The organism is Cupriavidus sp. GW822-FHT06G04 (assembly GCF_058799075.1).
Window position 1 is genome coordinate 248,813 of record NZ_JBXALD010000009.1, and the last position, 24,900, is coordinate 273,712.

Here is a 24,900-nt window from a genome sequence, read left to right on the forward strand (position 1 = left end):
CCGGCGGGGCGTATTGCTGCAGCGCCGCATTCGGATGCGCGGGCGCGCATCCGGCAAACCGGCTCAACGCGGCTGGTTGCGCAGGAAGTCGGTCAGGCGATCCGCTGGCATCGGACGGCCATAGAGATAGCCCTGCGCCTCGATGCAGCCATTGCGCAACAGGAAGTCGCGCTGAGCGGTGGTCTCCACGCCTTCGGCTACCACGCCGATCTTCAAGGTCTGCCCTACGTTGATGACCGAGCGGACGATGGCGGCGTCCACGCTGTCTTCGGTGACATTGCGGATAAACGACTGGTCGATCTTGAGCCGATCCACCGGGAACGACTTCAGGAAGCTGAGCGATGCGTAGCCGGTGCCGAAGTCGTCGCAAGTCAGCGTCACGCCGTCGCGGCGCAACGCCTGAAGCTGATCCGAGACTTCGTCGCCCTGCTGCAGCGCGATGGTTTCGGTGATCTCGATTTCCAGCAGGTTCGCCGGCAGTTCCAGCGCGCGCAGCACGTGCCTGACCTCCGTCAGCAACCGGCTTTCGGCCAGCTGTGCCGCAAACAGGTTGATTGCCACTCGCGGCGCATCGGGAAAGGTCAGCGACCACGCGCGCGCCTGTGCGCAGGCCGTGTGCAGCAGCCACATGCCGACGTCGGCGGCCACGCTGCTGGCAGCCAGCGCATCGATGAACGCGGCCGGCGTCAGCAGGCCCAGGGTGGGATGGCGCCAGCGCATCAGGGCTTCGGCGCCCACTACGCGCCCATCGCGCAGATCGACCTGGGGCTGGTACAGCAGTTCGAACTGGCGCTGCGCATAGGCTTCGCGCAGCGCCTGGACAAGGGACAGGCGCGTCGTGACATCGGCGCGCATCTGCGGCTTGAAGAAGCGGATGGTCCGGCCGCCATCGTGCTTGGCACGGGCCAGGGCCAGGCTGGCCGCCGCCAGCACGTCGGAGGCCGTGTCGCCGCCGGCCGGCATCACGCACGCGCCGAGACTGGCCAGCACATGGTGGCGGTTGCCGTCGAGTTCGTACGGGGCGGAAAGCATCGAAAGTATGGCGGCGCTGACATGCCGCACCAGCGTGGGGTCCGAAATCGACGTCAGCAGGATGCCGAATTCGTCGCTACCCACACGGCCGACCACTGCATCGCGCGGCGAGGCATCGCGCAGACGGCGCGCCACATGCTGCAGGATGGCATCGCCTTGCAGGTGGCCATGCATGTCGTTGAACGCGCGGAAATCGTCGATGCCTACCAGCAGCAGGGCAAAACGGGGCTTCGCCTCGCTTTGCAGACGCGCCTCCACCCGCTTGAAGAATGCCTGGCGGGCGACCACGCCGGTCAGCGAATCCACGTCCGCCGACGGCAAGGCGCCAGTCGCCTGTGTCCCCGACTTGGCCACCATCCCTGCCCTATCTGTAGTGATGAACATGTTTCCCGCTCAAGCTATTTGGCAAGTGTGACGAAAACCTTGAAAAAAGCAAGCGCTTCAGATTTGCGCATCAACCGCGCAACGGCAACGCTGGGGCTGGCCTTGTGCCGTTGAAATGACCCGGACGTTAAAGTACCCTACGCCGCAAATGCCTACCACCCAAACGAGGGATATCCGAATAAGGGATATCCCTTTGCTGGCGATGTCCGCCAGCATCCCGGCCACGCCAGACCCGACCACGCTGCGGCCGCCAACGAGAGACTCGCATCTACCGTGAACCACTGGACCATCCGCACCCGCATCCTGGCAAGTTTCACCTTCGTCCTGCTGGTCATGACGCTGATGGGCGTCGTTGCCTACAACAGGCTGTCCGCCATCGAGCACGAAACGACGGTGATGCGCACCGATGCGCTGCCCGGCCTGAACTACAGCGCGGGCATGCGCGGCGTGTGGGGCGAGATCTATGTGCTGGCCTGGCAGACCGTGACGGCGCAGGACGCCGCCCAGCGCGGCAGGCTGCAGGCGCAGGCCGAAGACGCCGAACGTCGGCTCGACAAGCTGCAGAAGCTGTACGAGGAGACGGTGCAGCGCGAAGACGACCGGCAGCGCCTCCGCGTGTTCGTCGAAATTCGCGAAAGGTACCAACAGGCGGCGCTGCCCTATCGTGATGCGGCGCACTGGAAAGACAACGCCACGGCCGAAGCGGCGCTGCGCGGCAGTGCACACGAAATCTGGGCGGAGGGGCGCAAGGCCCTGCAGGAGCTGGTGGACGACAACGCTGCCGTCAACGACCGTGCCGCCGCGGGCATCGTGGCTTCGGTGTCGGCCGCCAAGAGCAGCATCGAAATCGCCCTGGCGATTGCCGTGGTCGCCGCCGCGGTATGCGGCTTCCTGCTGATGCGCGCCATCAACCGGCCCATGCGCGACATCGTGGGACTGCTGGCGACCATGCGCGGCGGCGACCTGCGCCAGCGCATGGCGCTGAATCGCGGTGACGAATTTCAGGCCGTGGAACAGGGCTTCAACCAGATGGCTGGCGAACTGACGTCGCTGGTCGGGCAGGCGCAGCGCTCGGCAATCCAGGTCACCACCTCGGTCAACGAAATTGCCGCCACGGCGCGACAGCAGCAGGCCACTGCCACTGAAACGGCGGCCACGACCACCCAGATCGGCGCGACCTCGCGCGAAATCTCGGCCACCGCCCGCGATCTGGTACGCACCATGAGCGAGGTTTCGCACGCCGCGGAGCAGACCGCCGGCCTGGCCGGCACAGGCCAGGTAGGCTTGTCGCGCATGGAGGGCACGATGCATCTGGTGATGGAGGCGGCGGGTTCGGTCAACGCACGGCTGGCCACGCTCAACGAGAAGGCCGGCAATATCAACCAGGTGGTGACCACCATCGCGCGCGTGGCCGACCAGACCAACCTGCTGTCGCTGAACGCCGCCATCGAGGCGGAAAAGGCAGGCGAATACGGGCGCGGCTTTTCGGTGGTCGCCACCGAAATCCGTCGCCTGGCCGACCAGACCGCCGTGGCCACCTACGACATCGAGCAAATCGTGCGCGAGATTCAGTCCGCGGTGGCCGCCGGCGTGATGGGCATGGACAAGTTCTCGGAAGAGGTGCGCCGCGGCATGTCGGAGGTCACCCAGGTGGGGGATCAGCTTTCCCAGATCATCGGTCAGGTGCAGTCGCTGGCGCCGCGCGTGCAGATGGTCAACGAAGGCATGCAGGCCCAGGCCGGTGGCGCCGAGCAGATCAATCAGGCGTTGATGCAGTTGTCCGAAGCGGCGCAGCAGACGGTGGAATCGCTGCGCCAGTCCGGCCAGGCCATCGACGAGCTGACGCTGGTTGCCAACGAACTGCGCAGCGGCGTATCGCGATTCAAGGTCTGAGCGGCCCCGCTCCTGTCATGGCGCTCTATCTGCTGTTCCGCATCGGCCCCGACTTCTACGCCCTCGATAGCGCCGAGGTGGCCGAAGTCCTGCCCCTGAGCCCCGTCAAGCAGATTCCGGGCACACCGGCATGGGTCAGCGGCGTGATGGCACGACGGGGCCGGCCGGTGCCCGTGATCGACATGAGCGCACGCGCCACTGGCGTACCCGTCTGCCCGCGCACCAGCACACGTACCGTTCTGGTGCATTACCGGCGTCCCGGCGATGCGCACGCCGCACCGCATCTGCTGGGCCTGCGGCTTGAATACGCCACCGATACGCTGCGCTGCGATCCGACCACATTCGTCGATCCCGGCGTCGATCCCGGTGAATCGCGTTATCTCGGCCCCGTGCGCCAGGACGCGCGAGGCCTGGTGCAATGGGTGCGCGTTGCCGAATTGCTGCCGCACGACGTGCATGCCCTGCTGTTTCCGGAAGTTGACCCGGCATGACGGACCACCCTCACCCCACCACACCGATCGAAGCACTGCTGAAGGAACGCATCGGACTCGATGCGGCGTCGGTGGGCCCGGCGGTGATCGCCCGTGCCGTCGAAGAACGGCGCGTGGCGGTCGGCGCGCTGGATCCGGCCGAATACTGGAACATGCTGCATGCGGTGCCGGACGAACTCCAGGCGCTTATCGAAGCGGTCGTGGTGCCCGAGACCTGGTTTTTCCGGCATCGCGAGGCTTTGCTGGCACTGGGCCGGTTTGCGGCGCAGCGCCTGTTTGGCGAAGGCAAACGCCAGTTGCGCATTCTGAGCGTGCCCTGCTCCACGGGCGAGGAACCGTACTCGATCGCCATGGCATTGCTCGATGCGGGGGTCCCGGCAGAGCGCTTTTGTATCGACGGCGTGGACATCAGCGCGCGAGCGTTGGAACGCGCGCGCATCGGCTTCTATGGCAGCAACGCGTTTCGCGGCGCCCCGCTCGATTTTCGCGACCGCTATTTCACGCCAGCTGCCGGCGGCTTCCAGCTATCGGCAAAGATACGATCGCGGGTGCGATGGGTTGCCGGCAACCTCGTCACGCCGGGTCTGCTGATGGGCGAGGCGCCCTACCATTTCGTGTTCTGCCGCAATCTGCTGATCTATTTCGACCCCGATACGCAACGCCGCGCTGTGCAGACGCTGCGCCGCCTTGCGGCGCCTGACGGCATGATCTTCGTAGGTCCCGCGGAAGCCAGCCTGCTGACACGGGAAGGTCTTGCCAGCGCCGGCGTGCCTCTCGCCTTTGCCTTTCATCCCGGATCGGACCGGTTGCCCGCAGCGGCTGGCGCGGCGCCATGCGCTCCCGTACCGCACGCACCGCCCCGCATGCTAGAGCCGACGCCGAAGCCCCACACGCCAGCCGCACCGCGCGGGCCGGCGCGCACGGCCGTACGTGCAACGGCGCGTACCGGCCTCGCATCGCTGCCCCATCCCGCACCGGCCTCCCCATCCGCTGCCGCCGACGGCGCCGACTTGGCTGCGATCGCCGCGCAAGCGGATCGCGGCGACCTCGCGGTGGCCACCGCGGCATGCCTGGAGTTCGTGGCCCAGCACGGATCATCGGCCAACGGCTGGTGCCTGCTCGGCGTGCTGCACGATGCGGCAGGCCGCACGGCCGATGCGCACGCTGCCTATCGCAAGGCCGTGTACCTCGATCCCGGCCACGAGGAAGCGCTGTACCATCTGGCGGCATTGCTGGATAGCGAAGGGGATGCAGCCGGCGCGCATCGTCTACGCGAACGCGCCCAACGTCACGCCCGACTAAGCCATGAGTGATCCACTGGTTCGATCCTCCCTCCATGCATTGCCCGGCCTGGCGGCTGGCACTGTCGAAGACTGCTGGCGACACATCGGCACCGGCGGCGATCGGTCATGCCCGGAACTGGCCACGCACGTCCGATGCCGGAATTGCCCCGTGTACGCCCAGGCGGCGGTCACGGTGCTCGACTCGCTTTCCGCCGGAAGCCTGGCCTATAACGAAGACGCCGCATTGACTGCCGTCGAGCTCGACAATCCCGCCGGGACCGAGGAAGCCGACCGGCGGGCAGGCCAATCGGTGGTGATATTCCGCGTAGGCGAGGAATGGCTGGCTCTGCCTACCGCGGTACTGGGCGAGATCACGGCGCCCGCCCCGGTACATTCACTGCCTCATCGACGCCATGCCGCATTGCTCGGCGTGGCCGCCGTGCGCGGCACGCTGCTGACGTGCGTTTCGCTTGGGTTGCTGTTCGGCACGTCGGCCGGCGACGACGCAAGCCAGCGCGCTGCGCGATTCCTGATCCTGGGGCACGGACGCGACGCCATCGCGCTGCCGGTGGCCGAAGTGGCCGGCGTGGAACGGGTCATGGCGGGCGCGCTGCTGCCGCTTCCCGCTACGCTCGCACGCGCGTCGGCACGCTACACGCAGGCGCTGTTCGAGCATGACGCTCGTAGCATCGGCCTGCTCGACGCCGACCTCCTTCGCCAGGCCCTGGCGCGGAGCCTGTCATGAATCCGGACCAACTACGCGACGCGTCGCTGCTGGAACTGTTCGCGCTCGAAGCGGACGCACAGGCGGACGTGCTCAATACCGGGCTGCTGGCGCTTGAACGCGACCCGACCGCCGCAGACCAGCTCGAGGCCTGCATGCGCGCCGCCCACTCGCTCAAGGGCGCGGCACGCATCGTCGGACTCGACAGCGGCGTGGGCGTGGCCCATCTGATGGAGGATTGCCTGGTGGAGGCGCAGCGCGGCACTCTGGCGCTCACGCCCGCGCATATCGATGTCCTGCTGCAAGGCACCGACCTGCTGCAGCGCATCGGCAAGCCACCCGGCGGCAATCTCGACTGGCCGGAGACCGGAGGCAAGGCGCTCATCGAGGCATGGCTGACGGACATGCGCGAACTGCTCGCCAGCAAGGGCGGCCCAGCGCTGCCGAAAACGCGCCCCATCGATAACCCTGCTGTCGCTGGCGCGCGCGACACGGCCGTGGTCGGCGCCCAGGCTGACCTTTCAGCCGATGCCGGCGCCGCGACCCGAATCGACGCCAGGATCGGCGCGGCGAGTCCTGCCGCTGCATTGGCGCCTGACGCAAGCGAACGAATGCTGCGCGTCAACGCGGACCGGCTCGATCGATTGCTGGCGATGGCGGGCGAAGCGCTGGTGGAATCGCACTGGCTTGCCCCGTTCGGCGACGCGCTGCAGCAGGCGCGGCGGCAGCAGATGCGCGCGTTGCAGGCGCTGGACGGCGTCCAGGCACTTCTTGACGCGCCAGACACCTCGCCGGACCACGTGCCCGGCAGCGCGTCCCGCATACGGGCGGCGCTGACGCAAGCACGCGACGTTCTAGAGAAAAGCCACGGCCAGCTTTCCGCGCGCGTGGAGGATTTCGACCAGTACCATCATCGCGCCAGTCGCCTGTCGCGCCGTCTCTACGACACCGCACTGTCGTGCCGCATGCGGCCTTTGTCCGACGGCATTACCGGTTATTCACGCATGGTGCGCGACCTGGGCCGAAGCCTTGGCAAGAGTGTGCATCTGGCGCTGTCCGGCGAACACACGCAGGTGGATCGCGACATCCTGGAGCAACTGGATGCGCCGCTAGCGCATCTGCTGCGCAACGCAGTAGACCATGGCATCGAGAGCCCCGAGGTGCGCCGCGCGGCCGGCAAGCCCGCGGAAGGGCGTGTCTCGCTGCATGCACGCCACAACGCCGGGCGGCTTGTGATCGAGATCTTCGACGATGGTGCGGGCGTCGATCTGGATGCGCTGCGCGCCGCGATCGTGCGTCGCGGGCTGGCACAACCGGACACGGTCGGACGGCTTTCGCAGGCCGAACTGCTCGAATTCCTGCTGCTGCCCGGCTTCAGTCTGCGCGAAACGGTCTCCGAAGTGTCAGGTCGCGGCGTTGGCCTCGATGCCGTGCAGGACATGGTGCGCGCCGTTCGCGGCAACCTCAAGGTCTCGCAACAACCGGGCAGCGGCCTGCACTTCCATCTCGAACTCCCGCTTACGTTGTCGGTGGTGCGCGCGCTGCTGGTTGAAGTGTCGGGCGAATGCTATGCATTCCCGCTCGGGCATGTGCTGCGCGCGGCCGCGGTGCCGCGCGACAGCATCGAACAGACCGAACAACTGCAGCACTTCAGGCATGAGCAGCGCCCGGTCGGACTGGTAAGCGCCGCGCAGGTGCTGCAACGTCCGGAAACGCTTCGCGAAGGGGATGCCGTACCCGTGGTGGTGATCGGCGAACAGGATCGCGTCTACGGTATCGCCGTGGACCGCCTGCTCGGCGAGCGCATGCTGGTGGTGCAGCCGCTGGCGCAGGTGCTCGGCAAGATCAAGGACATCGCGGCGGGCAGCCTGACAGACGATGGCACACCCGTTTTGATCTTCGATGTCGAAGACCTGCTGCGCTCGGTGGAAAAGCTGGTGGCCGACGGACGCATCGAGCGAGTACGCCAGGCCGGCAACGAAGCGGCCAGCGTGCCGCGCAAGCGAGTACTGGTGATCGACGATTCGCTCACGGTGCGCGAACTCGAGCGCAAGCTGCTGACAAGCCGCGGCTACGAGGTCGCGGTTGCCGTCGACGGCATGGATGGCTGGAACGTCTTGCGCGCCGAATCGTTCGACCTGGTCATCACCGACGTCGACATGCCACGCATGGATGGCATCGAGCTGGTGACGCGCATGCGGGCCGATGCGCGGCTGGCGCAATTGCCGGTGATGATCGTGTCCTACAAGGACCGCGAGCAGGACCGCGAACGCGGCATGCAGGCAGGGGCGGATTATTATCTGGCGAAAGGAAGTTTCCACGACACCGCACTGCTCGATGCAGTGCACGACCTGATCGGCGAGGCCCGCACATGAAGATCGGTATCGTCAATGACTCCCCATTGGCTGTCGCCGCACTGCGCCGCGCGATCGCGCTGGACACCGCGCTGGAAATCGTATGGGTGGCGGCCGACGGCCAGCAAGGTGTCGCGATGGCAGCCAGGCAGACCCCGGACCTGATCCTGATGGATCTGATGATGCCCGTGATGGATGGGGTGGAAGCCACGCGCCGGATCATGGCCGCCACACCGTGCGCGATCGTGGTCGTGACGATGGATCTCGGGCGCAACGCCAACCAGGTGTTCGACGCCATGGGCCATGGCGCGATCGATGCGGTCGACACGCCCACACTGACGGAATCGAGCAGCCGGCTCGAGGCCGGGCCGCTGCTGCGCAAGATCCGCAATATCGGCCGCCTGCTCAGTGGCCGCGCCCAGGCATCGCACACGATTGCTGCCGCGCAATCCGCGCCGGCGGCACCGCGCCTGGTAGCAATCGGCGCTTCCGCCGGCGGCCCGGCGGCACTGGCCACGCTGCTTGGCGCATTGCCGGCAAATTTTGGCGCAGCCGTGGTCACCGTCCAGCACGTGGACGAAGCATTCGCGCAGGGCATGGCCGAATGGCTCGATGCGCAATGCCCGCTGCACGTGCGCATCGCACAGGCAGGCGAAGTGCCGCAAGCCGGCACGGTGCTGCTGGCAGGCACCAACGATCATCTGCGGTTGATTGCAGGGGCGCGCATGGCCTATACGCAGAAGCCCGGCGACTACCTCTATCGCCCGTCGATCGATGTGTTTTTCGAAAGCGTGGTGGAACACTGGCGCGGCGAAGCGGTGGGCGTGCTGCTCACCGGCATGGGACGCGACGGCGCGCAGGGTCTGCATGCCATGCGCGAACGCGGCTTTCTTACCATCGCGCAGGATCAGGCCACCAGCGCCGTTTATGGCATGCCCAAGGCGGCGGCCGCGCTGGGCGCCGCCTGCGAGATTCTGCCGCTGTCGCGCATTGCGCCGCGGCTGGTCCGCGCATGTGGCGGCCCGGACGCCAACCGGCACGTGGGATGACATCAATGCCAAAAATCAAGAATCCAACCGAAGCGATGGGCAAGAACGAATATATGGCCATGGTGCTGCTGGTAGATGACCAGGCCATCATCGGCGAGGCCATCCGGCGCGCACTGGCAAGCGAAACCGATATCGACTTTCACTATTGCTCGCAGCCGGAGGAGGCGGTGGCTGTGGCCGAGCGCACGCAGCCCACGGTGATCCTGCAGGATCTGGTGATGCCGGGCACCGATGGCCTGACGCTGGTGCGCCGGTATCGAGAGAATCCTGGCACGCGCGACATTCCGATCATCGTGCTTTCCACCAAGGAAGAGCCGACGATGAAAAGCATGGCGTTCGCGGCCGGCGCCAACGACTATCTCGTCAAGCTCCCCGACACGATCGAACTGGTGGCACGGATCCGCTATCACTCGCGCTCGTACCTGAACCTGCTGCAGCGTGACGAAGCCTATCGGGCGCTGCGCCAGAGCCAGCAGCAACTGCTGGAAACCAATCTCGAACTTCAGCGGCTGACCAATTCCGATGGACTGACCGGGCTATCGAACCGGCGGTACTTCGATGAATATCTCGGCGCGGAATGGCGTCGCGCTTGCCGTGAACAGACGCAACTGGCACTGCTGATGATCGATGTCGACGCGTTCAAGGCGTACAACGACAACTATGGGCACGTCGCAGGCGACGAAGTGCTGCGTCGCGTGGCAACGGTGATCCGCGAAAACTGCGCACGCCCGGCCGACCTCCCCGCGCGATTTGGCGGCGAGGAATTTTCGATGATCCTGCCTGCCACATCGCCAGGCGGCGCACGCCTACTTGCCGAGAAGGTCCGCCGCGCAATTGAGACGCTCGGGATTGCACACGCCGGCTCGCCGACCAGCGGCGTGGTCACGGTCAGCATTGGCGGCGCGGTGATCGTGCCGCACACCGAGGAAAATTCCAGCACGCTGGTGGAAGCTGCCGATAGCGGTCTCTACCAAGCCAAGCGCAGTGGACGCAACCAGGTGGTAATGGTGTAGATATTTCATCGTCGGCGCGACGTGCGGAATTACCGCAAACACGCGCGCCGGGATCGTCCAGATCGGCCTCCACGCAGCTCTCAAGCGGCGATGCATCCCAGGACGCGCGGCATGATGGTCGCGCGCCTTTGTATCGACTACCTGCGCCGCCTGTACGGCTGTGTGTCAGGTTTGCAACCAAATTGTGGGAATCTTCCGACAGGGATTTCGGAGCCGCGCGTCTGTCTGTGATTTCCCGTCCTGCCTATCTTTGCATCAGGCAAGTGCAATCCAGCATGACTGCCAGCATCGCAAACAAAATCGCGATCGCCGCGCGGCCCGCATCGCTCACAACGCAGCAGCCACCACCACACACACCGCCAGCCGGGTGGCGTGAGGATGGATCGTTGTGCCGACATGCTCCGCACGCTTGACTATCTGATCCAAACGGCAAGAGGTGAATCCATGACACAAATTAAGCGAAAAATCATTCTGGGCATGGCGCTGGCAACCACGGCAGTCCTGGCTGCATGCGGCGGCGACGACGGCATCGATGACCGCATCGGCATTAGCAAGCCGGCGGTGCGTGTGATCCATGCAGTCACGGCAGGTCCGAACGTCGATGTACTGCAGAACGGCGCACTGACCTCGCTGCAGAACATCCCGTACAAGACCGTATCGGGCTATTTCGACGTATCGACCGGCAACAACCTGTTCGCGTTCAACCTCGCCGGCACCTCGACGCAGGTGGCCTCGACCACCGTTGACGCACACACTGGCCACAAGTACACGGTGGTGGCATTGCCGGGCACCGCCACGCCGGACGTCGTGCAGATCGACGATCCGTACGGCAAGGGCCTGCTCGACACTTCGGCGCGCGTTCGTACCCTGAACGCATCGATCAACGCGCAGAATGTTGACGTGTACCTGACCACGCCGGCCGTCGACCTGAACTCGGTGTCGCCGAACATGGCTGCGGTGCAGTACAAGAACGCCGTGCCCGCATCGGGTCAGGACTCGCAATATGTGGACGGCGGCACCTATCGCCTGCGTATCACCACTGCGGGCACCAAGACCGTGATCTTCGATTCGGGCGCACTGACGATCTCCAAGAACGCCGACTGGCTGATCACCACGATCCCGGCCGACGGCTTCGGCGCCGTGGTGCCGAACAAGATCAAGGTGCTGGTGGCACAAAGCAATACCAGCAACGCGACGGCTCAGGAACTGGTGTCGCAGTAATCCGCTTCGTAGCTTGCGCCAGCGTTCTTCCAGGACGCTGGCGCGCAAAAAAAAAACGCCGCCCCTCGCATACCGAGGGGCGGCGTTCTTGCATGGACTGCACGCGCAGGGCACGTGCCTCGCGCGCTCAGTCAGCCGAATCCTTGACCTCTTCCTTGAGCACGTCGAGGTGCGAAAGATAGGCGTCCAGCTCGGCGCGGCCTGCGTCGGTGATGCTGTAGACGCGGCCGTTGCCTTCGACCAGCTCGGCAGTGATCGCGCGCGCCATCATGAGGCTGCGCAGGATCGGGCGCAACGCGCGAATGTTCTTGTCGATACCTCGTTCGCGCAGCCGTTCCATCAGGTTGAAGACGGTGGCAGGGCTGGCCTGAACGAGCTTCAGGATGTAGAGCCGGGAAACGATCCGGTCGAGCGAAGGCGGTTTCATGGGCGCAGTCGACGCAGCCAGAGGTGCGGGAATTCGGATCATGATGCGCAGCCCATGACTGCTGCCGCAGTCGGGCATCTCTCTCGTAATGCTTTAGAAAAACGGGGTGCGCATTGGCACCCCGAAAGCTTGCTATGTACGCGCCACCGCGGTGGCGCATGCGTTCAGGAACGTCACGGAGCGTTATTCTTCCTGGAACGCTTCTTCACGCTTCGCCTTGATCGACGGCAGCGCAACCACGGCAACCAGAGCGGCAGCGGCGATCAGCAGGCCCATCGACAGCGGACGCGTCACGAACACGGTGAAGTCACCACGCGACAGCAGCAGCGAGCGGCGGAAGTTTTCTTCCATCATCGGTCCGAGCACGAAGCCCAGCAGCAGCGGTGCCGGCTCGCACTTCAGCTTCAGGAACAGATAGCCGATCACGCCAAACGCGGCCGCCATAAACACATCGAACGTCTGGTTGTTGACCGAGTACACGCCGATGCAGCAGAACGTCAGGATCGCCGGATACAGGAAGCGATACGGCACGGTCAGCAGCTTCACCCAGATACCGATCATCGGCAGGTTCAGGATGATCAGCATCAGGTTGCCGATCCACATCGAGGCGATCAGGCCCCAGAACAGCGAGGGGTTGCTGGTCATCACCTGCGGGCCCGGCTGGATGTTGTGGATCGTCATCGCACCGACCATCAGCGCCATCACGGCGTTAGGCGGAATGCCCAGCGTCAGCAGCGGGATGAACGACGTCTGCGCCGCGGCGTTGTTGGCCGATTCCGGACCTGCCACGCCTTCGATCGCGCCCTTGCCGAATTCGTGCGCATACTTCGACGTCTTCTTTTCCAGCGAGTAGGCCGCGAATGACGCCAGCGCTGCGCCACCGCCCGGCAGAATACCCAGCGCCGAACCGAGCACCGTGCCACGCAGCACTGCCGGAATCATGCGCTTGAAGTCTTCCTTGGTCGGGAACAGGTTGGTCACCTTGTTCGTAAAGGTCTCGCGGGCTTCCTTCTGCTCCAGGTTCGCGATGATTTCCGCGAAGCCGAACATACCCATGGCGAGCGCCACGAAGTCGATGCCATCGGTCAACTCCGGCACGTCGAACGAGAAGCGCGCAGCGCCCGAGTTCACGTCAGTACCGATCAGGCCCATCAGCAGACCCAGCACGATCATCGCGACAGCCTTCGGCAACGAGCCCGACGCCAGCACAACGGCGCCGATCAGGCCCAGCACCATCAGCGAGAAGTACTCGGCGGGACCAAACTTGAACGCCAGTTCCGACAGCGGCGTAGCAAATGCGGCCAGGATCAGCGTGGCCACGCAGCCGGCGAAGAACGAGCCGAGGCCGGCAGTGGCCAGCGCCACGCCCGCACGGCCACGACGCGCCATCTGGTAGCCGTCGATGGTGGTCACCACCGACGACGATTCACCGGGCAGGTTCACCAGAATTGCCGTGGTGGAGCCGCCGTACTGTGCGCCGTAGTAGATACCGGCCAGCATGATCAGCGCGGCCACCGGCGGCAGCGTGTAGGTCACGGGCAGCAGCATCGCGATCGTGGCCAGCGGCCCAAGGCCCGGCAGCACGCCGATCAGCGTGCCGAGCACGCAGCCCAGAAACGCGTAGGCCAGATTCTGCAGCGACAACGCCGTGGAAAATCCCAAGGCAAGGTGTTCGAACAATTCCATTTGGTGCGACTCCTTAGCCGGTAATGAAAGCCGGCCACACCGGCATCTGCAGGTTGATGCCGTACACGAATGCACCGAGGCTGATCAGCACCAGCACCACGCCGTTGAGCAGCGCGCCCTTCCAGCTGAATTCATGGCTGGCCATCGACGACACCAGTACCAGCACGAACACCGACAACACCATGCCGAGCGGCTTGAGCAGCAGGCCGAACAGCACGACAGAACCGAGAATCCACAACAGGATCTTCAGATCCCAGCGGGCGAGTTGATCGTCTTCACCCTTCGACGACAAGGAACCGATCGTCACGAACGAACCCAGTACGGCAAGCACCAGACCGAGCAGGAACGGGAAATAACCGGGACCCATCTTGGCGGCTGTCCCCATGGTGTAGCCGCGCGCGACGAAGGAAAAGCCCAGACCGACCAGGATGAACATCAGGCCGGAGGCAAAGTCCTTTTGGCTGCGTATGCGCAAAACGATTCTCCTCAAAGTTGTGAAAAGCGGTACTGCGTGGCTCGCCGGCTCTGACGCCCACGCTGCGAACGCGCAGAGTCAGACACGTTCGACGCGATGGTGCGAACGATAAAAAGGCGAACTTTCAGCCGCCTTTCATTTGTCTGGGGTTTAGGGTATTTCCCGATCCTGCGAACGTATCGGACATCTTCATTTGCATCACAACGTGATGCAATTCCTGCGGACGATGCGCATCAGCGTAAGGCGACCGAAAGGTGCCACCGCAAGGAAGGTGAAAGGAAACATCGAGGCGTGAGGCGGGCGTGACCCGTAGACACGCCCCGCATTCTTTCAGGACGCTTACAGCGCCGAGGCAGACATCCTCGCAAAGACCATATGTCTGCTCATTCTGAAACGCAGCAGCATGTATGCCTGCCCCTTTTCAAGCTATCGCGCGGCTTCGACGCCGGCGTCAGCATCTTCGCAGGGGGGTGCCATGCTCGTATCGGCCACTTGGCCAAGTGCTTGGGCGTGCGGCGGCGTCGGCAGGATATGGCTGCCGCGCCAGTTGCCATAGCGGTAGTAGCCGAACGCGAGCACCACCGACACCACCGAACCGAGCGGAAAGCTCCACCAGATCGATTCCGCGCCAATGCGGGGCGCCAGCATCCACGCAAATGGCAGACGGATGACCCACATCGAGATGAACAAGATCACCAGCGGCGCCATCACGGCACCGGTGGCGCGCACCGTGCCGAACACGACGATCGTGAAGCCGAACAGGATGAACGACCACAGCACCACACGGTTGATATGCTGCGCGATCTCGATGGCAACGCCATCGTCGCCAAGAAACAGACCCAGCGAATGACGGTTGAACAGATAGATCAGCGCCACCAGCGCGCCGGTGATCACCACGTTGAACAGCAGGCCCACCTGCGTGATGCGCGCCACGCGCGCCCACAGTCCCGCTCCCACGTTCTGCGCCACCATCGAAGAAACGCTCGCACCGACCGCCAGCGCGGGCATCTGCACATAGGTCCACAACTGCGAAGCCACGCCGTAAGCCGCGGTGGTTTGGGATCCGTATGTGTTGACGAGCGACATCATCACGATGGCCGACGACGAGATCACTACCATCTGCAGCCCCATCGGCAAACCCTTCATGACCAGCGCGCGCAGGATCGCGGCGTTGGGCACCAGCAGTGCAAGCTGGTGCCGATGCAGCAACAGGAAATGCTTGCGCCGATAGAGCAGCATGATCATCGCCGCCAGACTGGTCAGCTGCGCGATTAGCGTGGCCAGTGCGGATCCTGCAATGCCCAGCGGCGGAATCGGCCCCACGCCGAAGATCAACACCGGATTGAGCACCACATCGAGCACTGCCGACAACAGCATGAAATAGAACGGCGTGCGCGAATCCCCTGCGCCGCGCAACGTCATCATCACGAAGTTGTAGAAGTACATGAACGGCAGCGCAACGAAGATGATGCGCAGATAAACCACCGCCAGCGGCGCCGCATCCTCCGGCGTGTGCATGGCCGCCAGGATATGCGGTGTGAAGATGAAACCGAGGGCCGAAGCAATCACCGACAGTCCGACAAAGAAGGTGGTACTGGTGCCCACCACGCGTCGCGCCTCGTCGACATCGCGCGCACCGATCGCCTGCCCGATCATGATCGTATTGGCCATGCTGATGCCAAACACCACGCCCAGCAGGAAGAACAGGATGATGTTGGCGTTCGACGTCGCCGTCAGCGCCGCCTCGCCCAGATAGCGGCCCACCCATACGGAATTGATCGAGGCGTTGAGCGACTGGAGAATGTTGCTGCCGAGCACCGGCAGCGAAAACATCAGCAGTGTGCGGCCAATCGGGCCGGTGGTCAGTCTGGCGTCTGGCTTCATCTGTGGGGATTTTCCGCACTGCAACAGCGCGTCGTTTCGGACCTGTCAGTCTAGTCCTCACGGGCGAGCGGTGCCAGCGCCGGCCACCGCTCCGCCCCGGCCGATAATCGCCCGCATCGCGCTGTGCGAAATCCGGCGCGACGCGTTAAGCTTGCGGCTTTGCCACCGGCCGTCCGCGGCACGCCTGCTTCCGGCGCACCGCCCTATCCCGCACAGGAGAATTTCATGACCTATCAGGATCTCGCTCTCTATATCGATGGTGAATTCGTCAAGGGCGGCGACCGTCGCGAGCAGGACGTCATCAATCCGGCCACGCAGGAACTGCTTGGCAAGCTGCCGCACGCCACCACGGCGGACCTGGACCGCGCCCTGGCGGCCGCCCAGCGCGCCTTCACGTCGTGGAAGAACACGTCCCCGCTCGAGCGTTCGGCCATCCTGCGCCGCGTGGCGCAACTGACGCGCGAACGCGCTCGCGAAATCGGCCGTGACATTACGCTGGACCAGGGCAAGCCGCTGGCCGAGGCCGTCGCCGAAGTCACCATCTGCGCGGAGCACGCGGAATGGCACGCCGAGGAATGCCGCCGCATCTACGGCCGCGTGATTCCGCCGCGCAATCCCGCCGTGCGCCAGATCGTGGTGCGCGAGCCGATCGGCGTCTGCGCAGCCTTCACGCCCTGGAATTTCCCGTTCAATCAGGCCATCCGCAAGATCGTGGCCGCAGTGGGCGCGGGTTGCACGCTGATCCTGAAAGGCCCCGAAGACTCGCCCAGCGCCGTGGTGGCGCTGGCGCGCCTGTTCCACGACGCAGGGCTGCCCCCGGGCGTGCTGAACATCGTCTGGGGCGTGCCCGGTGAAATCTCGACCTACCTGATCGAATCGCCGATCGTGCGCAAGATCTCGTTCACGGGATCGGTGCCGGTGGGCAAGCAGCTTGCCGCGCTGGCCGGCGCGCACATGAAGCGCGTCACGATGGAACTGGGCGGTCATTCGCCGGTACTGGTCTTCGACGACGCCGACATCGAACCCGCGGCCGAAATGCTGGCCCGCTTCAAGCTGCGCAATGCCGGCCAGGTATGCGTGTCGCCCACGCGCTTCTATGTCCAGGAAAAGGCTTACGACAAGTTCCTGGCGCGCTTTACCGAAGTGATTGGCTCGATCAAGGTCGGCAACGGCCTCGACGACGGCACGCAGATGGGTCCGCTGGCCCACGAGCGCCGCATCGCATCGATGGAGCAGTTCCTGGACGATGCCAACCATCGCGGCGGCAAGGTCGTGGCGGGCGGCGCACGCATCGGCGACAAGGGCTTCTTCTTTGCGCCGACTGTCGTCACCGACCTGCCCGACGATGCCAAGCTGATGGTCGACGAACCGTTCGGTCCGGTAGCGCCGGTCACGCGCTTCAAGGACACCGAAGAAGTGCTGCGCCGCGCCAACAGCCTGCCGTTCGGCCTGGCATCGTACGTCTTCACGAATTCGCTGAAGACGGCGCATCAGGTATCCAACGGGCTTGAAGCGGGCATGGTCAATATCAACCACTTCGGCATGGCCCTGTCCGAAACGCCGTTTGGCGGCATCAAGGATTCCGGTATCGGCAGCGAAGGCGGCCAGGAAACCTTCGACGGCTACCTGGTGACGAAATTCATCACGCAGGTCTGATGCCTGGCGCCCCTGCACCGTCCCCGGTGCAGGGGCGCCCGCCCTACTTCGCGCTGGTGGCCTGGCGGTAATCCTCCGCATACTGCTTCCACTGCGCCAGCGACACGTCGCGCCCATGCCGCGCCAGACGTAGCGCCTTCGACTGCCAACGCCCGCCCGCCGCAAAATCCTGCAGCGCCTCGATACGATCGGCCGCCTGATGGCCGCAGCCTCGCAGGTGCGCCCAGGCCGCCGCGCGGGCCATGGTGGTCAGCACCATCAGCAGCGCAGGTTTGTCGCGACAGTGCGCCAGGTCCACACGGTCCGAGGTCGGCTGCAGGCTCTTGACCAGGAACGAGTCACGCTTGTCGAGCGCCACGCAGGAAAGCAGCGCTGGCGATGCGGCCTGCATGATCTGCTGCGTCGTCGTCACGCGCTGCGCGTCACTGTTCCAATGCGGCTGTCCGTGCCTGTGCATCGCCACCCAGGCGCTCGGCGCAGCGCGCTTGATATCGATGAGCCGTCGAGCGGACGGGTCCCCGGCTTCATGCGCCAGTACCACGTAACGCTCCAGGCCAAGGCTGCCGACACCGGCCACGCGTCGCGCCACGTCTTCGACCACGAATCGGTGACCATGCTGCGATGACTTCGAATACAGCGCGAGGATACGGGCTGCACGCTCCCGCTGCGCCTTGTCCGCGCGCAGCGCACGCCGGTCGATTTTGATGCGAGGGCGACCGTCGCGGATGGTGGTGCGCGCTGCCAGCAAAGCGCCGCGCTTGCGTCGCTTCACCTGCCGCAGCAGCGTGGCCACGAGACCCATGGCCGTTGCACGTTCGATCCAGCGCGGCTTGCCGGTGCGCAACGTTGCAACGTAGGCCGCGAGCATGTGGTCGCATACCGCGCGCGCATCGCCGTCCGACAGGCCGAAGCCATGCCCGGCCACCAGCACGCTTGACAGCATGCGCACGAGGTCCACCGTAAACGGCGCCACCAATGCATCGTCGAAATCGTTCAGATCGAAATAAACCAGGCCGTTGTCGCCCTTGAACGAGCCGAAATTCTCCACGTGCAGGTCGCCGCAGACATAGGTCAATGGCGCTTCGAGGCCGATTTCATCGCTCAGCGAGGCCGCGTAGAGATGATTGGTGCCACGAAAGAACGCGAAGGGGTCTGCTGCGATCGCTGCCAGCTTCAGGGTCAGGCGTTCCGGATCGCGGCCGTGGTTATAGTGCAGGATGCTTTCGGTGACGGCATGCATTGGCGAAGTCCTTCCATGCGGCATGCGACGTTCGCCGCCACAATGGAGGCGCTATCGGAAAAACATGCCGCGAGTCAGGAAAGTGTAATCCGCTTCGGTTGCCATGAGCCACACCAATACGAGCAGGCAAAGCGGCGGCAACAGGATGGCACAGATCAGCGCCAGCCGTTCCCACGCCATGTGCATGAATACGGCGACGATCAGGCCCGCCTTCAGCACCATGAACAGCAGGATCAGGATCCAGCGCAGCATGCCGGACAAGTGAAGGTAGTCCACCATGTATGACATCGTGGACAGGATGAAAAGCAGCACCCAGACTTTCAGATACAAGCCGATCGGGTGCGCTTGTCCGCCGTGGCTTTCTGCTGGTTCGACATCGCCGGGCGCGGCGCGAGCGGGAGTGGTAGCCATGTTCGGCCTCACCAAAGATAGAACAGCGCAAAGATAAACACCCAGACCAGATCCACGAAGTGCCAGTAAAGCCCGGCGATCTCCACGGGCTGGTAGTTGCCGCTGAGGTCGTAGTGTCCGCGCAGCACCTTGCTGGCGATGAACAGCAGGTAGATCACGCCACAGGTCACGTGAAAGCCGTGAAAACCCGTGATCATGAAGAACGTCGAGCCAAACTGCGCGGCGCCGAGCGGATTGCCCCATGGTCGCACGCCTTCCACAACGATCAGCTTGGTCCATTCGAACGCCTGCATGCAGACGAACACTTCGCCGAGCCACGCCGTCACGAACATCAGCTTGGCGCATGCCATGCGGTCGCGCCGGTAGGCGCAGTTGACGGCCATCGCCATCGTGCCGCTACTGGTGATCAGCGTGAAGGTCATGATGGCAATCAGCAGCAATGGCACCGGCTGACCGCCGATCTCCATCCCGAACACTTCGCTGGGATTCGGCCACGGCACGGTGGTCGCCATGCGCACCGTCATGTAGCCCGTCAGGAAGCAACTGAAGATGAAAGTGTCCGACAGCAGGAAGATCCACATCATCGCCTTGCCCCACGACACCTTGAACGCGTGGCGGTCCGAGGACCAGTCGGCGACCAGACCTCGCACTCCGCTCGGCAGCGTGTCGTGCGATGCAACGGAGGAAGGAATTTGCGAACTCATCGATGCCCCCTTGCGTCAGCCCCGGCCGCAGATGTAGTTGACGATTTCCGGCGTCAGCCAGCCGAGCGCAACCAGCAGGACCATCCACAGGGCAAGCAGGAAATGCCAGTAGCGCGCGCAGAGTTCGATGCGGGCCAGCGTGCGCGCACCGCTGCCGCGGTCGGCGGCAACGATGCAGAAGGCCGCCAGTCCGCCGATCACGTGCAGGCCATGCATCGCCGTGAGGAGATAGAAGAAACTGCCGGCGGGATTGTTGGCGGGCACCACGTGCGCGGCATACAACGCGCTCCATGCCCACAGTTGGCAGGCGACAAAGGCGGCGGCCCCGAGTCCGCCCAGACGCAGTGCCACGCGCGCCCGCGCCATGCCGCCGCTACGCGCCGCGCGGGATGCAATAGCCATGGCCAGGCTGGCCAGCGCCAGCAGCGCGGTAGACAGCCAGGCCTGCCACGGCAAGGCAATGCGCTGCCAATCGGGGCTGTCCATGCGCATGACGTAGGCCGCCAGGAACAATGTGAACAGCGCGGTGACAACGCCCATGAACACCCAGAGGCCGACGCTTTCCGGCGCGCGCCGTCCGCCGCCGTGCATCGCGTGGCCGCCCGAACCGCCGCCCGGCGATTCACGCGAGACGCGAAATACGCCCGTGCCGGCGTCGACGGCAACCGGGTCGGCTTTCATGCCACGGCTCCGCGACTTGGATGCGGTTCCGGCGCGGCACCGCCGGCCTCGGGCGGCGCATTCTGCGCGATGAAGTCTTCCGCCGCACCCGGCACGCTGTACGCATAAGCCCAGCGATAGACGACGGGCAGATGAGGCCCCCAGTTGCCATGCACCGGCGGCGTCTGTGGCGTCTGCCATTCGAGCGACGCGGCCCGCCATGGATTCGATCCCGCATGCCTGCCGTGCCGCAGGCTCCAGAACAAATTGAAGACAAAGAGCAATTGCGCGGTCGCCACCACGAATGCGGCAATCGAGATATACATGTTCATGGTGTGCGCGGACTCGGGAATGAAGCTGTAGTTGTCCCAGGCGTAGTAGCGCCGTGGCATGCCAAGGATGCCGAGGTAATGCATCGGGAAGAAGATCGCGTAGGTGCCGATGAACGTGACCCAGAAATGCACGCGGCCCAGCGTATCGTCGAGCAGGCGGCCCGTGACTTTCGGATACCAGTGGTAAATGCCGCCAAACACCACCAGGATCGGCGAGACGCCCATCACCATGTGAAAGTGCGCCACGACGAAATAGGTGTTCGACAGCGGAATGTCCACGCTGACATTGCCAAGGAACAGCCCGGTCAGGCCGCCGATCACGAATGTGCTGACGAAGGCGATGGCAAACAGCATCGGCACCGAGAAATGAATGTCGCCGCGCCACAGCGTGATCACCCAGTTGTAGACCTTGATGGCGGTGGGCACGGCAATGATCAGCGTGGTGGTCGCGAAGAAGAACCCGAAGTACGGATTCATGCCGCTGACGAACATGTGGTGCGCCCATACCACCACCGACAGCAGCCCGATCGCCAGAATCGCCCAGACCATGGTGCGATAGCCGAAGATGCTCTTGCGCGCATGCACGCTGATCAGGTCCGACACGATGCCGAATGCGGGCAGCGCAACGATATACACCTCGGGGTGCCCGAAGAACCAGAACAGGTGCTGGAACAACAGCGGACTGCCACCCTTGTAGCCGAGCTGCTGCCCCATCGACACCATGGCAGGCATGAAAAAGCTGGTGCCCAGCGTCTTGTCCAACAACATCATCACGCCCGAGACAAACAGCGCCGGAAACGCCAGCAGGGCAAGGATGGTGGCCATGAAAATGCCCCAGACCGAAAGCGGCATGCGCAGCAGCGTCATGCCCTCGGTGCGCGCCTGCAGCACGGTGGTGACATAGTTCAGCCCGCCCATCGTGGCCGCCACGATGAAGATCAGCAGCGACACCAGCATCAGGATGATGCCCCAGTCGTGCCCGGGCGTGCCGGGCAGAATCGCTTGCGGCGGATAAAGCGTCCAGCCGGCGCCGGTCGGTCCGCCCGGCACGAAGAAACTGGCCAGCAGCACCAGCACCGACAAGAAGTAGACCCAGAAGCTGAGCATGTTCAGGAACGGGAACACCATGTCGCGCGCACCGACCATCAGCGGAATCAGGTAATTGCCGAAACCACCGAGGAACAGTGCCGTCAGCAGGTAGATCACCATGATCATGCCGTGCATGGTGACGAACTGGTAGTAGCGATTGGCGTCGATGAAATCGAACTTGCCCGGGAAGCCCAGCTGCATGCGCATCAGGTTGGACAGCGCCACGCCCACCAGCCCAACCACGATGGCAACCAGCGTGTACTGCACCGCAATCACCTTGTGGTCCTGGCTCCAGACGTAGCGCGTCCAGAAACCCTGTGGGCCGTGGGCATCGTTGGCATAGGCCATCGTTTCCTCCTTGCCTATTTCCCGCCCTGTGGCGCTGCGGCAGTGCCGGAGCCCAGCGAGTGGATGTAGGCGGTCAGTGCCGCCACCTCCGCATCCGTGACGGGCAGTTTGGGCATCACCGGCCCGAAGCCCTTCACGATGCGTGCCTGCGGGTCTTCGATCTCCCGCTTCAGGAAAGCGTCGTCTACCGTTGCGCTGCTGCCGTCGGTGAATGCCTGCGTGCTGCCGAACAGGCCTTTCCACGTGGGTCCCACGCTTGCGCCGCCGTCAACGCTATGACATGCCGCGCAGCCCTTGCTTTGCGCAAGCGCGCGGCCCTGCGCGGCAAGGTCGCCACCTGTCGATGCATCCGCGGCAGCCGGCTGGGCGGCCTTCGCCATGGCCACCGCAAAGGTCTGCTGCTTGGCCAGCCAGCTGTCGAAAGCCGCCTGCTCCTCCACGATCACGTAGCCGCGCATGTTGTAGTGACCGACACCGCAGAGCTGCGCGCAAAGGATGTCGAACTTGCCTGCCTGCGTGGGCGTGAACCAGAACGACGTGACCATGCCAGGCACCATGTTCATGCGCGCGCGAATCGGCGGCACGTAGAAATCGTGCAGCACATCCTTGGACCGCAGCAGCACCTTGACCGGCCGGTTCAACGGCAGGTGCACCTCCGGCCCGACGACGATGACGTTGTCCTGCCCGCGCGGATCGTCGGGATTCAACCCAAGCGGATTGCTGGCGTTGACGAAGCGCGCATCCGTGGTGCCGAGCTGGCCGCTCTTGCCGGGAAAGCGGAAGGCCCATTGCCACTGCTGGCCGACCACTTCCATCTGCATGGCGCCGGGCGGCGGATGAACATAGTCGGCATACACGATCAGGCCGGGCGCAAGCAGCGCCATGATCCCGACGGTACTCAGCCCGATCAGCCAGCGCTCCAGCCGCGCGTTTTCCGGCTCATAGGCGGCGCGATGTCCTTCGCGATGGCGAAAGCGCCAGACGATATACGCGACGAACAGGTTGATAACGACGAAGAAGATGCCGGTAATGACGAGGGTAATGGTGAGCGTGTCGTCCATCTGCTTCCAGTTGGACGCCAGCGGCGTGGCCCACCACGGGCTCAAGAAATGGAAGAGCACCGAAGCGGCAACGATGATGACGAGCGCAATTGCAATCGCCATGTCCCCTCCTCGTGTGCGCTGAGCCAGGCGGCAAAGCGCCCGCGTACGCACGTGGAATAAGACTAGTGCATCGTCTCAGGTCACTGCAAGGCGACATGCTGCGCATGCAGTAAGGCACCGCTCACAGCGTTCTGCACCTATCCGCGCGGCGGCGCGCCACCGCAACGCAGCAAGAAGAAAGGCGGATGAGGACCGCGCCTCATCCGCCTTGCATCGCCATATGATGCGTGTGTCTCACGGCTCCACCCGGGCAGTCGCGCTAATGGATGACATCGCGCGATTCGAGCTTCCAGTAGCACAGCGCAATAGCCATGCCGAAAATCAGATGGCCCGCCAACGTGTGCCAGCCCCGCGCATCGACGAACCAGGGAAATGCGGACGTCATCACGTAGAAGTTGAACACGTAGATCACGAGGCCGAACACCGCGCCGACCAGCAGCGACATGCCGGGGCTCGAATCGAGCTGGAAGGGTGCCATGATGGCACCGAGCACCACGCCGAGGATCGTGCCGAGCACAAAGTGGATGATCAATGCCATCGCCACGGTGCTCACGCTGAACATCGATGTCTGCAGCACGTCGCGTCCCATCACGATCGCCGCGATCATGCGCGTGGTGGCCCACGGATGTACGCCCGCGACCATGGTCGCCCAGAACATCTCCACGACGACCACCAATGCGCCTGCCGCAAGTCCCGACACTGCCGCCGCGGACCAGTCGGGCCGGCGACGCACGTAGTGGTGCGAATGCATGTGAAGTTCCATGGTGTCCTCCATCCTTGCGCGGCCAACGATGGCCATCAGGTAAAGCATAGGACAGCCTCTGCCGAGGTGGAGATCTGCAGAAAGCGCATGCGCACGCGGCGATACTGACCGGCGCGCGGAAAGTCGCTCGCACGGTACATGAGGCGAAGCATTGCCCACACACGTTTCAAACACTGCGGGACAACCCTGATGCCTGCCGCCTTGTATTCGGCACACACGACCTATACTGGAAAACATAAAGAAACAAGACAGGAGACCGCCATGGTGCATCTGCAGGCGCACGATCTTGTATTTCTGATCCCCATGGCACTCGTCGGCCTTTTGGCGATGGGTGCGATTCCGGTGGCCGCCAAGGCCCTGCGTATCAGTTGCCGTTGCGCGGGCGCCATCATCGGCGTGCTGCTCGGGGTGCTGGTATTGGAAGCGCTGCCGCTGCTGATATAGCGCGGCAAAGCGGAATCGAGGCGCCTTTTTGAGAGAAGGAGGCGAGGATGTCGCTGACACTGCTCGCCGCCGTCATGGCGGCGTTACTGGTGCTGACCGTGGCTTCGGCGCTATGGCGCTGCAGTCATCCATATCGAATGCGCTACCGGCGCTGCGCCCGCCGTCGCGCGCGCG

At 64.3% G+C, this 24,900-nt stretch carries 22 protein-coding genes; 10 read left to right on the forward strand and 12 right to left on the reverse strand.

Annotated elements, in window-relative coordinates:
• Positions 1-63: 63 nt before the first annotated feature.
• A complete protein-coding gene (locus tag AC1RKI_RS21045) occupies positions 64-1,389 on the reverse strand; it encodes a putative bifunctional diguanylate cyclase/phosphodiesterase (RefSeq protein ID WP_061957148.1) in 1,326 nt (441 codons plus the stop codon).
• A 300-nt stretch (positions 1,390-1,689) separates the two neighbouring features.
• Here AC1RKI_RS21045 and AC1RKI_RS21050 point away from each other — a divergent pair, with 300 nt between their 5' ends.
• From AC1RKI_RS21050 to AC1RKI_RS21085, 8 genes are all read left to right on the forward strand, one after another.
• On the forward strand, positions 1,690-3,309 hold the full coding sequence (locus tag AC1RKI_RS21050) for a methyl-accepting chemotaxis protein (RefSeq protein ID WP_061957147.1): 1,620 nt from the start codon (positions 1,690-1,692) through the stop codon (positions 3,307-3,309).
• A gap of 17 nt (positions 3,310-3,326) precedes the next feature.
• Complete coding sequence (locus AC1RKI_RS21055) at positions 3,327-3,800, forward strand: chemotaxis protein CheW (RefSeq protein WP_227461386.1); 474 nt, start codon at positions 3,327-3,329, stop codon at positions 3,798-3,800.
• Entirely contained in the window at positions 3,797-5,113 is a 1,317-nt protein-coding gene (locus tag AC1RKI_RS21060; protein WP_244788686.1) for a CheR family methyltransferase, read from the forward strand. Before AC1RKI_RS21055 ends, AC1RKI_RS21060 begins: the two co-directional genes overlap by 4 nt.
• A complete protein-coding gene (locus AC1RKI_RS21065) occupies positions 5,106-5,828 on the forward strand; it encodes a chemotaxis protein CheW (RefSeq protein ID WP_492796809.1) in 723 nt (240 codons plus the stop codon). Before AC1RKI_RS21060 ends, AC1RKI_RS21065 begins: the two co-directional genes overlap by 8 nt.
• Positions 5,825-8,182: a hybrid sensor histidine kinase/response regulator gene (locus AC1RKI_RS21070; protein WP_492796807.1), complete on the forward strand. Its 2,358-nt coding sequence runs from the start codon at positions 5,825-5,827 to the stop codon at positions 8,180-8,182. Before AC1RKI_RS21065 ends, AC1RKI_RS21070 begins: the two co-directional genes overlap by 4 nt.
• On the forward strand, positions 8,179-9,210 hold the full coding sequence (locus tag AC1RKI_RS21075; protein ID WP_492796805.1) for a chemotaxis response regulator protein-glutamate methylesterase: 1,032 nt from the start codon (positions 8,179-8,181) through the stop codon (positions 9,208-9,210). The genes AC1RKI_RS21070 and AC1RKI_RS21075 overlap by 4 nt, the downstream gene beginning before the upstream one ends.
• 5 nt (positions 9,211-9,215) lie before the next feature.
• Positions 9,216-10,223 carry a response regulator gene (locus tag AC1RKI_RS21080; RefSeq protein ID WP_061957141.1) on the forward strand — a complete coding sequence of 336 codons (1,008 nt, stop codon included), beginning with the start codon at positions 9,216-9,218 and terminating at the stop codon, positions 10,221-10,223.
• 444 nt (positions 10,224-10,667) lie between these two features.
• The gene (locus AC1RKI_RS21085; RefSeq protein ID WP_061957140.1) at positions 10,668-11,444 is read left to right on the forward strand and encodes a DUF4397 domain-containing protein; all 777 of its coding nucleotides are present in this window, start codon (positions 10,668-10,670) and stop codon (positions 11,442-11,444) included.
• 127 nt (positions 11,445-11,571) lie between these two features.
• Here the strand turns inward: AC1RKI_RS21085 and AC1RKI_RS21090 are convergent, their stop codons facing one another.
• The 4 genes from AC1RKI_RS21090 to AC1RKI_RS21105 all read right to left on the reverse strand — a co-directional run bounded on the left by AC1RKI_RS21090 (position 11,572) and on the right by AC1RKI_RS21105 (position 15,916).
• The gene (locus tag AC1RKI_RS21090) at positions 11,572-11,871 is read right to left on the reverse strand and encodes a PadR family transcriptional regulator (protein WP_150979890.1); all 300 of its coding nucleotides are present in this window, start codon (positions 11,869-11,871) and stop codon (positions 11,572-11,574) included.
• A gap of 183 nt (positions 11,872-12,054) precedes the next feature.
• Positions 12,055-13,557, reverse strand: a complete 1,503-nt coding sequence (locus AC1RKI_RS21095) for a tripartite tricarboxylate transporter permease (RefSeq protein WP_404993705.1) — start codon at positions 13,555-13,557, stop codon at positions 12,055-12,057.
• 13 nt (positions 13,558-13,570) lie between these two features.
• Positions 13,571-14,032, reverse strand: a complete 462-nt coding sequence (locus tag AC1RKI_RS21100) for a tripartite tricarboxylate transporter TctB family protein (RefSeq protein WP_061957137.1) — start codon at positions 14,030-14,032, stop codon at positions 13,571-13,573.
• 426 nt (positions 14,033-14,458) lie between these two features.
• The gene (locus tag AC1RKI_RS21105; protein WP_492796801.1) at positions 14,459-15,916 is read right to left on the reverse strand and encodes an MATE family efflux transporter; all 1,458 of its coding nucleotides are present in this window, start codon (positions 15,914-15,916) and stop codon (positions 14,459-14,461) included.
• Between the two features lie 225 nt (positions 15,917-16,141).
• Between AC1RKI_RS21105 and AC1RKI_RS21110 the strand changes: the two genes are divergently transcribed.
• Positions 16,142-17,572 carry an NAD-dependent succinate-semialdehyde dehydrogenase gene (locus tag AC1RKI_RS21110; RefSeq protein WP_061957135.1) on the forward strand — a complete coding sequence of 477 codons (1,431 nt, stop codon included), beginning with the start codon at positions 16,142-16,144 and terminating at the stop codon, positions 17,570-17,572.
• A gap of 43 nt (positions 17,573-17,615) precedes the next feature.
• Here AC1RKI_RS21110 and AC1RKI_RS21115 read toward each other — a convergent pair whose 3' ends face one another.
• The 7 genes from AC1RKI_RS21115 to AC1RKI_RS21145 all read right to left on the reverse strand — a co-directional run bounded on the left by AC1RKI_RS21115 (position 17,616) and on the right by AC1RKI_RS21145 (position 24,282).
• Positions 17,616-18,812 carry a DUF2252 domain-containing protein gene (locus AC1RKI_RS21115; RefSeq protein ID WP_492796799.1) on the reverse strand — a complete coding sequence of 399 codons (1,197 nt, stop codon included), beginning with the start codon at positions 18,810-18,812 and terminating at the stop codon, positions 17,616-17,618.
• A 51-nt stretch (positions 18,813-18,863) separates the two neighbouring features.
• Entirely contained in the window at positions 18,864-19,223 is a 360-nt protein-coding gene (locus AC1RKI_RS21120) for a cytochrome C oxidase subunit IV family protein (protein WP_061957133.1), read from the reverse strand.
• A gap of 8 nt (positions 19,224-19,231) precedes the next feature.
• On the reverse strand, positions 19,232-19,927 hold the full coding sequence (locus tag AC1RKI_RS21125) for a heme-copper oxidase subunit III family protein (RefSeq protein ID WP_061957132.1): 696 nt from the start codon (positions 19,925-19,927) through the stop codon (positions 19,232-19,234).
• Between the two features lie 15 nt (positions 19,928-19,942).
• The gene (locus tag AC1RKI_RS21130) at positions 19,943-20,608 is read right to left on the reverse strand and encodes a cytochrome c oxidase subunit 3 (RefSeq protein ID WP_061957131.1); all 666 of its coding nucleotides are present in this window, start codon (positions 20,606-20,608) and stop codon (positions 19,943-19,945) included.
• On the reverse strand, positions 20,605-22,356 hold the full coding sequence (ctaD, locus tag AC1RKI_RS21135; RefSeq protein ID WP_061957130.1) for a cytochrome c oxidase subunit I: 1,752 nt from the start codon (positions 22,354-22,356) through the stop codon (positions 20,605-20,607). Before ctaD ends, AC1RKI_RS21130 begins: the two co-directional genes overlap by 4 nt.
• 14 nt (positions 22,357-22,370) lie before the next feature.
• Complete coding sequence (locus tag AC1RKI_RS21140; RefSeq protein WP_492796796.1) at positions 22,371-23,519, reverse strand: cytochrome c oxidase subunit II; 1,149 nt, start codon at positions 23,517-23,519, stop codon at positions 22,371-22,373.
• Between the two features lie 259 nt (positions 23,520-23,778).
• A complete protein-coding gene (locus AC1RKI_RS21145; protein ID WP_061957150.1) occupies positions 23,779-24,282 on the reverse strand; it encodes a hypothetical protein in 504 nt (167 codons plus the stop codon).
• A 261-nt stretch (positions 24,283-24,543) separates the two neighbouring features.
• On the opposite strand from AC1RKI_RS21145, the gene AC1RKI_RS21150 reads away from it, so the two are divergent.
• Positions 24,544-24,726 (forward strand): hypothetical protein, encoded by a 183-nt coding sequence (locus AC1RKI_RS21150; protein ID WP_061957128.1) that lies wholly within the window; start codon positions 24,544-24,546, stop codon positions 24,724-24,726.
• The last annotated feature ends 174 nt before the right edge of the window (positions 24,727-24,900 follow it).

Coding starts and splice junctions, on each gene's coding strand:
- AC1RKI_RS21045 (WP_061957148.1), bottom strand. CDS start 1,389: ATGGTGGCCAAGTCGGGGACACAGGCGACTGGCGCCTTGCCGTCGGCG.
- AC1RKI_RS21055 (WP_227461386.1), top strand. CDS start 3,327: ATGGCGCTCTATCTGCTGTTCCGCATCGGCCCCGACTTCTACGCCCTC.
- AC1RKI_RS21060 (WP_244788686.1), top strand. CDS start 3,797: ATGACGGACCACCCTCACCCCACCACACCGATCGAAGCACTGCTGAAG.
- AC1RKI_RS21065 (WP_492796809.1), top strand. CDS start 5,106: ATGAGTGATCCACTGGTTCGATCCTCCCTCCATGCATTGCCCGGCCTG.
- AC1RKI_RS21070 (WP_492796807.1), top strand. CDS start 5,825: ATGAATCCGGACCAACTACGCGACGCGTCGCTGCTGGAACTGTTCGCG.
- AC1RKI_RS21075 (WP_492796805.1), top strand. CDS start 8,179: ATGAAGATCGGTATCGTCAATGACTCCCCATTGGCTGTCGCCGCACTG.
- AC1RKI_RS21080 (WP_061957141.1), top strand. CDS start 9,216: ATGCCAAAAATCAAGAATCCAACCGAAGCGATGGGCAAGAACGAATAT.
- AC1RKI_RS21085 (WP_061957140.1), top strand. CDS start 10,668: ATGACACAAATTAAGCGAAAAATCATTCTGGGCATGGCGCTGGCAACC.
- AC1RKI_RS21090 (WP_150979890.1), bottom strand. CDS start 11,871: ATGAAACCGCCTTCGCTCGACCGGATCGTTTCCCGGCTCTACATCCTG.
- AC1RKI_RS21095 (WP_404993705.1), bottom strand. CDS start 13,557: ATGGAATTGTTCGAACACCTTGCCTTGGGATTTTCCACGGCGTTGTCG.
- AC1RKI_RS21105 (WP_492796801.1), bottom strand. CDS start 15,916: ATGAAGCCAGACGCCAGACTGACCACCGGCCCGATTGGCCGCACACTG.
- AC1RKI_RS21110 (WP_061957135.1), top strand. CDS start 16,142: ATGACCTATCAGGATCTCGCTCTCTATATCGATGGTGAATTCGTCAAG.
- AC1RKI_RS21115 (WP_492796799.1), bottom strand. CDS start 18,812: ATGCATGCCGTCACCGAAAGCATCCTGCACTATAACCACGGCCGCGAT.
- AC1RKI_RS21120 (WP_061957133.1), bottom strand. CDS start 19,223: ATGGCTACCACTCCCGCTCGCGCCGCGCCCGGCGATGTCGAACCAGCA.
- AC1RKI_RS21125 (WP_061957132.1), bottom strand. CDS start 19,927: ATGAGTTCGCAAATTCCTTCCTCCGTTGCATCGCACGACACGCTGCCG.
- AC1RKI_RS21130 (WP_061957131.1), bottom strand. CDS start 20,608: ATGAAAGCCGACCCGGTTGCCGTCGACGCCGGCACGGGCGTATTTCGC.
- ctaD (WP_061957130.1), bottom strand. CDS start 22,356: ATGGCCTATGCCAACGATGCCCACGGCCCACAGGGTTTCTGGACGCGC.
- AC1RKI_RS21140 (WP_492796796.1), bottom strand. CDS start 23,519: ATGGCGATTGCAATTGCGCTCGTCATCATCGTTGCCGCTTCGGTGCTC.
- AC1RKI_RS21145 (WP_061957150.1), bottom strand. CDS start 24,282: ATGGAACTTCACATGCATTCGCACCACTACGTGCGTCGCCGGCCCGAC.
- AC1RKI_RS21150 (WP_061957128.1), top strand. CDS start 24,544: ATGGTGCATCTGCAGGCGCACGATCTTGTATTTCTGATCCCCATGGCA.